Annotated in this window: 10 protein-coding genes; 4 read left to right on the top strand and 6 right to left on the bottom strand. The window is 45.2% G+C overall.

Annotated features, from left to right (window positions below; all coding sequences use genetic code 11):
- From Q7P68_RS13350 to Q7P68_RS13325, 6 genes are all read right to left on the bottom strand, one after another.
- A partial coding sequence (locus Q7P68_RS13350) for a HAMP domain-containing methyl-accepting chemotaxis protein (protein ID WP_304226486.1) occupies nt 1-1,142 on the bottom strand: 1,142 nt, incomplete at its 3' end.
- A 15-nt stretch (nt 1,143-1,157) separates the two neighbouring features.
- Nucleotides 1,158-1,643 carry a chemotaxis protein CheW gene (locus Q7P68_RS13345; protein ID WP_304226484.1) on the bottom strand — a complete coding sequence of 162 codons (486 nt, stop codon included), beginning with the start codon at nt 1,641-1,643 and terminating at the stop codon, nt 1,158-1,160.
- 18 nt (nt 1,644-1,661) lie between these two features.
- The gene (locus Q7P68_RS13340) at nt 1,662-2,033 is read right to left on the bottom strand and encodes a response regulator (protein ID WP_304226483.1); all 372 of its coding nucleotides are present in this window, start codon (nt 2,031-2,033) and stop codon (nt 1,662-1,664) included.
- A 21-nt stretch (nt 2,034-2,054) separates the two neighbouring features.
- The gene (locus tag Q7P68_RS13335) at nt 2,055-4,322 is read right to left on the bottom strand and encodes a chemotaxis protein CheA (RefSeq protein WP_304226481.1); all 2,268 of its coding nucleotides are present in this window, start codon (nt 4,320-4,322) and stop codon (nt 2,055-2,057) included.
- 53 nt (nt 4,323-4,375) lie between these two features.
- A complete protein-coding gene (locus Q7P68_RS13330) occupies nt 4,376-5,734 on the bottom strand; it encodes a hypothetical protein (RefSeq protein WP_304226479.1) in 1,359 nt (452 codons plus the stop codon).
- 127 nt (nt 5,735-5,861) lie between these two features.
- Nucleotides 5,862-6,263, bottom strand: coding sequence for a response regulator transcription factor (locus Q7P68_RS13325; RefSeq protein ID WP_304226477.1), 402 nt, complete (start codon nt 6,261-6,263; stop codon nt 5,862-5,864).
- Between the two features lie 126 nt (nt 6,264-6,389).
- Here Q7P68_RS13325 and gcvT point away from each other — a divergent pair, with 126 nt between their 5' ends.
- The 4 genes from gcvT to gcvPB form a co-directional block, all read left to right on the top strand.
- Nucleotides 6,390-7,508: a glycine cleavage system aminomethyltransferase GcvT gene (gene gcvT / locus Q7P68_RS13320; RefSeq protein WP_304226475.1), complete on the top strand. Its 1,119-nt coding sequence runs from the start codon at nt 6,390-6,392 to the stop codon at nt 7,506-7,508.
- Complete coding sequence (gene gcvH / locus Q7P68_RS13315) at nt 7,505-7,888, top strand: glycine cleavage system protein GcvH (RefSeq protein ID WP_304226474.1); 384 nt, start codon at nt 7,505-7,507, stop codon at nt 7,886-7,888. The genes gcvT and gcvH overlap by 4 nt, the downstream gene beginning before the upstream one ends.
- 2 nt (nt 7,889-7,890) lie before the next feature.
- The gene (gene gcvPA / locus Q7P68_RS13310) at nt 7,891-9,231 is read left to right on the top strand and encodes an aminomethyl-transferring glycine dehydrogenase subunit GcvPA (protein WP_304226472.1); all 1,341 of its coding nucleotides are present in this window, start codon (nt 7,891-7,893) and stop codon (nt 9,229-9,231) included.
- The coding region (gene gcvPB / locus Q7P68_RS13305) for an aminomethyl-transferring glycine dehydrogenase subunit GcvPB (RefSeq protein WP_304226470.1) at nt 9,228-10,642 on the top strand (1,415 nt) is incomplete at its 3' end. The genes gcvPA and gcvPB, both read left to right, overlap by 4 nt.

The following is a 10,642-nucleotide window of genomic DNA, read 5'->3' as shown; positions in this document are numbered from 1 at the left end:
GCTTCCGCGCTCTTCTGAGCCAAAGCCTTAACCTGGTCAGCTACAACCGCAAAGCCCCGTCCTGCCTCGCCAGCCCTGGCTGCCTCCACTGCTGCGTTCAATGCTAAGATAGAAGTCTGGAAAGCAATATCATCGATTACCTTATTTACTTTTACAACCTTGCGGCTGTTTTCGTTAATTTCCTGCATCATGGCAAGGAGCTCATCGGTCCGGGTACTGGAAGTAGCCGCAGCGGCAGCGGTTTCCTTCATGAGGAGCTCCGCTTCGTTTACGCTCTTGGTGTTGCTCTCGATAATTGACTGGAGCTCTTCCATACTGGTCGTGATCTCCTCTACCGAGCTTGCGAGCTCGCTGGCACCGCTTGAGAGTTCCTGGCTTGCCGAGGCAATTTGATTCGCCGCCCCTTCCAGGTTATTGCCCGACAGGTTAAGGTCCCCTGTCGCCTTATTCATAGGTTTAGTGATAGAGCTGGTGATAAATAGGCTAATAGCTAAGGCAAGGATAGTGCCGACAATAATTACGATCTGTATAATCCTAATGAGTAAAGAAGAATGCGCTAGACTTTCAGACACAGTTTTTTGACCATAATAATCTTGAATATAGACAAGCAATTTTTGAGCCGCTTCGGAAAGGTTATCAAAAGCTTTCCTGTTAGATCCAGACAGAACTCTTTGATTTATACTTACAATCAAATTATTTTTTTCACTGCCCGCGGCCATCTTCACTAACTTATTTGCATCTTCGAATACACTATTATTTTCTTGTGCTGCAATTGTAATCTTTGCAAGTAAATCCTTATACAGTACTTCTTCTTCTTTAGTTTTTGGAAATTTGTCATATTTATCGAGAGCTTCTCGGTATTCTTTCCGTGCCTGTGCTACAACATCAAGTTCTGATTGAATCTCATTAGGATCCAAATATGGACTACATAATGTACGTACAACAGTTTTAATACGCTCAAATTGGGTATCAACTGTAGAAATATAGGAAATAGAGGGAATTGAATTAGTCCCAAGCAAATCGATTTTAGAATTGATTGTGTTCAATCCATACCATCCAACTATTCCTATACTGATTGCAATTATCAGGACTAGGATAAATCCAGATACAATTTTAACCCGCAGACTTAAATTGTTAAACATAATGCAAGCCTCCCTTTATTTTATTTCCTCAGCAAGCTGTTCCTGTATTTCCACCACATCCTCAGTAGATAGAATGGCATCTAGATTTAGCAGCATTACCATACGACCATTGAGCTGGACGATACCGTTCAGATATTTACTTTTAAATTTAAACCCTATTTCTGGGGTTCGGTTAATATTTTCTTCTGCAATATCTGCTACGTCCTGAACTGCATCTACCGCCATACCGATATGGCTCACGTCTCGAGTTCCTAAGATTTCTACAATTATGAATACTGTCCGGTCATTATATGCTTTTTCAGCTAAGTTAAATTTCAACCTCATATCAATGACAGGAATAATCCGACCTCGCAGGTTTATTACCCCTTTTAAAAAACGAGATGTTTCATGGAGTGGTGTAATCGGAGTGAAGCGGATTACTTCTTGGACCTTGACGATAGGAATTGCATAGGATTCTCTATCTATGGTAAAAATCAGATATTTGCTGCTTGCACTTGCCATGCAGAATACCTCCTCCAATTATTGTTTCAGATACATCTCTACAATTCGGATAAACTTATTTCCCTGAAATGGCTTAATAATCCAACCGGTGGCACCATTATCACGGGCAATCATCATCTTTGCCTTGTCCGTTTCTGTCGTGAGCATAATGATGGGTGTTGTACTGTCAAATGCTCTGACTTCTTTTACAAGTGAAATTCCATCCATATTTGGCATGTTTACGTCAAACACATAAAGGGCTATTTCATTTTTATGAGACTTAGCTTTCTCAAGTGCATCTTTTCCATCCTGAGCAGAAATAATGTTATCATAATGATAAAGTCTAAGAGTCTGCTCTACGATACTGCGTATTACATCTGAATCGTCTGCAATAAGAATGTATTTTTTCATGTCTCCCCCTCTTATTTAAGTTCATTTAAGTGCTTCCAAGAACCCCTGCATATCAACTACAAAACCAATACTGCCATCTCCGAAAATAGTACCTCCCGAAAAGAATCCGCAGTTTTGCAGAATAGTTTGGCTCATGCTTTTTACCACAATTTCCTGTTTACCAATGAGTTCATCTACCACTACACAGTAATGGGATTGGTCAAAGCTGAAGAGCAGAGAAAGCAGCATGCAATCCTTTGGTTCTTCCCAGGACTCCCGAAACACCTTATGAGCATAGAGGACCGGAATATGGAGTCCCCGGTGAAAAATCATTGCCTCAGAGTCTTCATCGTTTTGGAATAATTCATCTTTCTTGATAACCTTGATCTCCTCTATAGAAGAGAAGGGAAATACATATTTGTTATCCCCAACTCGAGTTACAAATCCTTCAATAATCGCAAGTGTCAACGGAAGCTTAATTGTAAAACGAGTACCCTTACCCAGTTCTGAACTTACTTCTACACGACCATGAATGCTGTCAAGATTTTTTTTAACCACATCAAGACCAACCCCGCGGCCAGAAACATTAGTTACCTGTTCGGCAGTAGAAAATCCAGGAAGAAATAGTAAACTAAATACATCTTTTTGACTCAGTTTTCCTAATTCATCCCGTTTCACCAGTCCCTTTTCCAAGGCTTTTTTTAACACCACATCGGGGTCTATTCCTTGGCCATCATCTTCAACAACAATTTCAATACCGCTTCCCTTGTGTTCGGCCGAAAGGAGTATACGCCCCAGCCGGTTTTTGCCCCGCTGAGCTCTAATATCAGAACGCTCAATTCCATGGTCAATAGAATTACGAATGAGATGCATCAGTGGTTCATAGATTGTTTCTATAACATTTCTGTCCAGTTCTGTATCTTCCCCTTTAAGCTCTAAATACACCGATTTCCCTAGTTCTTCTGCCGTATTGCGGGCTACTACCCGCAGCTTGTTAAATATTTCCGCAATTGGTACCATACCCATAGAAAGAACCAGATTCTTTATCGTAGTAGTTATGCTTTCCAATTGAGTAATACTCCGTTCAGTTGCTTCAGAAACCTGCAAGCCGAACAGTTCTTGTTTGACCATAGATTGATTAATAACAAGCTCCCCTACGATATCTATTAAGGTATTTAGTTTTTCGTTAGATACTTTAACAATTCCGCTTTTTTTAATCCGGTTAGCCTGGCTGTTCTGTTTTTTTAAAGCCTCTACCACATCTTCTGGACGTGCTATATTTTCTTCGATCAGTATTTCGCCGACTTTTTTATCGGTCTCCCGCTGCTTCTGCAAAACCAACTGGAGTGTTGCTGGTTCAATTTTACCATCCTCGGCCAAAATCTCTCCAATTTTTTTGTGACTGTATTGTTCTTTAATTCTCTGAAAAAGTCTTATATATGGATAAATATTGATAATTCTGAATGATGCTGCCATAGCAGTCTTATCATAGCCGTTGGTATGCATGGTATCCAGCAAAATTTTAAGTAATTCCATACCGCGGAAGATCAGATCTATCAATTCCTTATTCAGGTTAAGCTTCCCATCTCTCACAATTGCTAAAAGGTCCTCCACCGCATGGGCTGTTTCTTCTATATTTTTAAGACCTAAAAAAGCGCTTGAACCTTTAATTGTATGAAAATCACGAAAAATGGTATTTATAAGTTCTTTATTTGTCGCATCATATTCCAGTTCTACCAAAGTTGCTTGGGCTTCTTCCAAATGTTCTTGCGCTTCTGTATAAAACTGTTCAAGAAGTTTTATATCTTCAATAATACCAGAAAAATAATCTGAGAGATACGGAGATTCATTTTCCGAACCTCTATCCTCTGATTCTATAGATTTATCAAGTGTATCATAAGGTACTTGGTTTTGCAGTGCTGATTGCACATCCACAGATGGAGACACTGTCTGAACAGATTCTTTGTTTGCGAACCCTCGTAGTTCTTTTTGATATTTTCTGATAGCATCTCCAAAGGTTTTACCAGACATTCGGTTTGTTAAATACAGTTCTAACCCCTCAGTTAATTCTGATAAAATTTTTAACGCCTGAGTTTCAGTAGTTGGATGAGTGAGTGCTTGAGCGACAGGAATTAGATACCGTGTCAGATTGACAAGCCGCTCAAGTCCTGGTTTGAAAGATAATACGCCAACTAGATCCTGCAATTGATCCTGTATATCAAGAGCAGCCATAGCATCCCCCAATTCATAGGCTGCTACTTGGGAACAAAGCTTTTGGATTTTGGAAACGAGGGCGTCTCCTTTTCCCATATCAACCTCCAAAAGGCTGAAATAAATTGCAGAAATTCTATTACAATAACATGCTAGTTAAAATTAATAAAATCATTGGCATCACTGACAAGAGTGCCATGTTCAGCTTCACGATCTTCATTGAGCAATTCCTTAAATAATTCATTCACCAGTTTTCGTTCCTCGTCTGTATTAGTAATTTTGACAAGTTCATCCAGCATAAATCGCCGTTGAGGACATTCCACGCCGAGACAAGATTTATTTGTTCTTATTGCCTTTTGAACATATTCATTCGTTAATTTAAGAAATATTCCATAAAATTGAACTTGATGCTCTAATTCTTCTTTTACAATCGCAATTTGTTGTAAAGTTTTAAAGAATTTTAGTAATATAGTTTGCTGTTCCAATTGATTTTTTTGTATTCTTTCTATTGCTTTTCGCATATAGGATTGTAGCTTACCCGATGCTGTATCATATTCTGTTAAAAGTCCTTCAAATTCATTAAGGATTGTATCAATAGATGACAGATTATTAATTTCATCTTCACGGCTGCTCCGCATCGAATTTACCGTAGCTTTTATAGCATTGCTTATTAACTTTGTATTTTCCTCGGTCGATTGAGCTAGTTTTCGTAGTTCTCGAGCAAGAAGTGAAAATGATTCAGCCCCCCTGACCTTAGAAGCTTCAATACTCAAATTAAGAGAAATCATTTTAATTTTCTCTGCAATATCTTCGACCTGGGTAAATTGTTTAAAGGTTTCTTCTATTTTGCTCGATGAATATGAAAGGGCTTCTAGTATGTTCTTTTTAGCAATTCCAGCTTGTTCTGTATATTGTACAATTTTATCTTTGTATTTCCGAGAAAAATCTATAAATGCTTCTTGATGTTCGCCAAACTCTCTAAATACTTCCGTGATAAATTCCTGATTCTGGTCATACATTAATTTTATTTCATTTAAATTAGCAAGAGCGTCCTTATTAACTATCCCCCACTCACGTTCGATCAAGTTGTTCCAGCGAGCTTCTATATCGATGGGGATATGGACCGGACAGAGGCTTTCCAATTCTTTTTTTAATATCAGAAGGTTGTTCAGGTCCGATTCCATTTTTTTGATTTTACTTCTAAGGTCGGAATTATTATCAAGAAGGTTACTCAGAATAGTTTTAATATCTGAAGATATGGTGGATATATCAGATTGATTCGCTATATCGTTTTTCCCAAATGTGTGAACTAAAGACGACAGTTCTTCTAATAGGGTGTAAACAGTTTTTTCAGCACAAGAACTTTTGCGAATATGTACAATCACCACTATTCCCCATAAGAAGAAGAACACCCACGAAATCCATGATAACTGTGGAAATAAAAAAATAGACACAATTCCAACTATTGATATAAATGAGAAAGATATTAATAAATGTGGATATTTTGACATAACACAATATTCCTTGATTGAATTCTTTATCCAAGAAGAGATAAAAATCAAGGATTTTTTGTAAATAATTCAATTTATTTCTTTTTATAGAAAGAAAATAGAGATTTTTGATCTATTTGATACTTTTTTATTCAATAACGTGAAAGTTTCTGAGCATAGTCACAAGCTGCTCCTTTTCAAGCGGCTTTGTAAGATATCCATCACATTGTTCTGCAAATGATCCAGCAATATATTTTAAGTCATCCAACGCGGTCAACATAACAACTTTGGTATGGGCGTAGATTCCCCATTTTGGATCTGATCGCAAACGTAGTAGAATCTCATGGCCTGTTCCATCGGGCAGCATAATATCAAGAAAAATAACCTGGTAAATTTTATTTTGAGAAATACTTTCTGACAACATCCGTTCTGCTTCTTTTTTACTACCCGCAATATGCGCAGTAAGACCTAAACGCTGCAACAGCAGCTTAAGATAATCCTGCTGGGCAATCTCGTCTTCGACTATCAGAAACAAACCACACTGATTCATAATACAAAGAGTAGTTATGAAATTTTATATTGTCAAACATGATATTACAAATTGAATTCGTTGAGTTACTACATTTTTCTTGCCCGCCCTCAAAAAGGGGCATATAATGACCTCAAGAGGAACATTATGAAAACCACACTCCTGCATTCTTGGCATGAGGCGGCAGGCGCTCGCTTTGCGCCCTTTGCCGGTTTTGATATGCCAATCCAATACCCCAGCGGTGCCATCGAAGAACACCGGCTTACCCGCCGTTCGGTAGGTCTTTTTGATATTGACCACATGGGACAGGTGCTCATATGGGGCCCCGGTGCGGGAGAAGCCCTTTCCCGGCTCGTATCGAACCGTATTCTCGACATGCAGGGCGGCGAAGCCCGCTATGCCCTGCTTTTGAATGAACAGGGCGGCGTCATCGACGACCTGTTTATCTATCGCTTAGCGGCGACGGCGGCCATGATTGATCCATGGTTTGTGGTGGTGAACGCCTCCAATCGGGAAACGGATGTGGCCTATTTCAGGGATCATATAAAATCACCCATCGAGGTACAGGATGTTTCCGACGAAACCTATATGATCGCAGTACAGGGTCCCAAGGCGGTTCAGCTCATCGACAGTATGACCGGCGGGCGACTCTCTGCCACAAAACGCTTTACCATGACCGAAGCCCCGATTGCAGGGGTTCCCTGTAAGATCGGCAGGACTGGCTATACCGGGGAAGACGGGGCTGAACTTTTTTATCCCGCCGATAAGGCCCAGTATCTCTGGGAATTCATCCTGGAAAGGGCAAAAAAAGAAGGAATCGAGGCAGGCCCGGTGGGTCTTGCAGCCCGGGACTCCCTCCGATTCGAGGCAGGCATGCCCCTCCACGGTCATGAAATCAGCCCCGACATCCCCCCCCTCGAAGCCCTTCTATCCTGGGCCTGCGATTTCGAAAAGGACTTTATCGGCAAAAGGGCCCTGCTTGAACTAAAGGCCCGGGGCCTTTCCCGGAAACTGGTTACCCTTAATGTTTCTGGCGGTGTTCCACGGGAGGGCTATCCCGTCCTTGACAGGGAAGGCAGGGAAATAGGAAAGTGTGTTGCCGGTATGTACTGCCCCACCACGGAAACCTATTCAGCAAACGCCTTTGTCCCCCCTGCCTTTGCCAAGGCAGGCACCGAACTTGCGGTGGCAATCCGAGGCAATGCCAAACCGGCGGTCGTTGTACAACGACCCCTATATGTTCCAACCTACAGGAGAAACACATGAAACTGGACGAACGCTGTCGTTATGCAAAAACCCATGAATGGGCCCGGAAAGAGGGCAACGAACTAGTCATCGGTATTTCCGACCATGCCCAGCATAGTCTCGGAGATATTGTGTTTGTAGATCTACCCAAGGTCGGCGCTAGTTTCGGCGCAGGAGCCGCCTTTGGCGTGGTAGAATCCGTTAAGGCCGCCAGTGATATATATGTTCCCGTGGCCGGCAAAATTACCGCGGTAAACAGCCAACTCCAGGACTCGCCGGATCTTATCAACAAGGATCCCTATGGGGATGGATGGATTGTCCGTCTTGCCCCTGAAGATCCCAGCGCTTTTGATAAGCTCCTTTCGCCTGCGGACTATGAAAAAATAGCAGCGGAGGATTAATCGTGCCCTATATTCCGGTTACCGATGCCCAGCGGGAGGACATGCTCCACCGCCTCGGTCTTCTTTCGCTGGAAGACCTCTTTACCGATATTCCCGAAGAACACAGGTTTCCTGCCCTCAATTTAGGAATAGGCAAGAGCGAACTTGAGGTCCTGCGGGAACTGGCGGGGCTTGCGAATGCCAATGCCCATGGAGACAGTTACCTCTGGTTTTTGGGAGCCGGAGCCTATGACCACTTTATTCCAGCGGTGGTGCCTGCCCTGGCATCCCGGGGAGAATTCCTCACCGCCTACACACCGTACCAGCCTGAGGTAAGCCAGGGAACGCTGCAGGCTATTTTTGAATACCAAAGCATGGTGGCTGAACTAACCGGCATGGATGCGGTAAACGCAAGCCATTATGACGGTGCTACCGCACTTGCAGAAGCGGTTCTCATGGGATTAAAAAACACCGAAGGCCACAAGCGGATACTCCTTCCCCAAGGATTGCATCCTGAATACAAGGCGGTAATTAAAACCTACCTTTCTGCCTTTGAATGTATTATAGAAGAATATGAGGGCTCACCCGCCGCTGCCGCATCGGCCCTTTCGCAGCCAGACCTGGCGATTCTCGTGGCGTCCTATCCTGACTTTTTTGGCTATATACCCGACCTCTCAGGAGCTGCCGAGGCGGTTCATGCAAAGGGCGGCCTTTTCGCGGTTCATGCGGATCCCATCATGCTGGGACTTTTTAAAAGCCCCGGCGCCTGGGGCGCGGATATCGTAACCGCCGAAGGCCAAAGCCTTGGAAACGACCTGAATTATGGCGGCCCCTTCCTCGGAATTATGGGGACAACCAATGCATTAATCCGCCGGCTTCCGGGCCGCCTGGTGGGAGAGACCCGGGATGCCCAGGGCCGCCGGGGCTTTGTACTCACCCTTGTGGCCCGGGAACAGCATATCCGGCGCGAAAAGGCCGTTTCCAATATCTGTTCGAACCAGGGACTAATGGCCCTGCGGTCCTGCATCTATTTAGCCATGATGGGCAAAGCAGGCCTGCGGGAAGCGGCGGAACTATGCTGGCACAATGCCCACTTTGCCGCGCTAAAAATCGCCGCCATTCCGGGCTTTTCTGTAAAACCGGGCCTTTTCTTTAAAGAATTTGTGGTTCACACGCCGCTTCCCGCAGAGGTGCTGGCGGAGAAGCTCTATCGAAACCATATCGTGCCAGGGCTGCCGCTTTCCCGCTACTTCCCGGAACGGACCCATGAACTGTTGGTCTGTGTAACTGAAAAACATAGCAGAAGCGACATAGAGGACCTGGCTACCACCTTAACCGAAGCTTCCAGGGAGGCAAACAGATGATGCAACAACCCATACCCCTTCTGCAGGAAGAAAGCGTCCCCGGCCGGCGGGCAGCGCAACTGCCTGAACGTTCGGTACCCGAAACCCCGCTCCCCATCTCTCTGCTCCGGGATTCGCTTAATCTTCCTGAACTGGATGAACTTTCGGTGGTTCGCCACTTTACCAGGCTCTCTCACATGAATTTCTCTATAGACGGCCAGTTCTACCCCCTGGGATCCTGTACCATGAAATACAACCCCAAAATGAACGAAGAAGCCGCTTCCTATGCGGGCTTCCGCCGCTCCCATCCCCTTGCACCGGAAAGCCTCTCGCAGGGGTCCTTAGCCCTCCTGTACGGCCTGCAGGAATCCCTACAGGAGATCACCGGCTTTAAGGCGGTGAGCCTCCAGCCCGCTGCAGGAGCCCACGGAGAACTGACCGGGGTGCTGATCATCCGGGCCTGGCATGTCAGCCGGGGGGATACCAAACGGAACCGGATCCTTATACCCGATTCAGCCCACGGGACAAACCCTGCAACCTGCACCATGGCGGGGCTCATAGCAGAGACCATTCCCTCGGATAATTCGGGAGGAGTAGACCTGAATGCGCTGCGGGCTGCCTGCTCGGGCGAAAATGCAGCGACCGTGGCGGGCCTCATGATTACAAATCCCAGTACACTGGGGCTGTTTGAACGCAACATAAAGGAAATTATTTCGATAGTTCACCAGGCCGGAGGGCTCGTGTACGGCGACGGGGCTAATATGAATGCCCTGGTAGGAATTGTACGGCCCGCAGATCTCGGTTTTGATGTAATGCATCTGAATCTGCACAAGACCTTTTCTACCCCCCACGGAGGCGGCGGCCCCGGCGCAGGAGCGGTCGGCGTTACCGCGGCCTTGGCAGAATTTCTTCCCGGTCCCGTGGCTACAAAAAGCACCGAAGGCTACAGTTTCCGCATGCCTTCCCAATCTATCGGCCGGGTCAAGGCCTTTTACGGCAACTTCGCCGTGCTGGTACGGGCCTACGCCTATATCCTGAGGCTCGGGGCAGCGGGGCTTCGCCGCGTTGCCGAATACTCAGTCCTCAACGCCAACTATATCCGCAGCCTCGTTCCGGGACAGTACCCAGCCGTTTACGGAGAAGGCCGGTGGAACATGCACGAGTTTGTCGCATCCCCTGAACTTCCTAACGACATTCACACCTTGGATATTGCCAAGCGGCTTATCGATTACGGTTTCCACCCGCCGACGATTTACTTCCCCCTCATCGTCAAGGAAGCACTTATGGTGGAACCGACGGAAACAGAAAGCCCTGAAACACTGGAAGCCTTTGCCCAGGCCCTCCTCAGCATCGCCGAAGAAGCCAGAGAAAACCCGGAGCTGATAAAATCGGCTCCCCACAACACACCGGTCGGCAGGCTCGACGAAACCGC

Source organism: Gracilinema caldarium (assembly GCF_029265695.1).
Lineage (GTDB): Bacteria > Spirochaetota > Spirochaetia > Treponematales > Breznakiellaceae > Gracilinema > Gracilinema caldarium_A.
The sequence above is the reverse complement of the archived record's forward strand: the minus strand, read 5'-3'. Positions and strand labels throughout refer to the sequence as shown.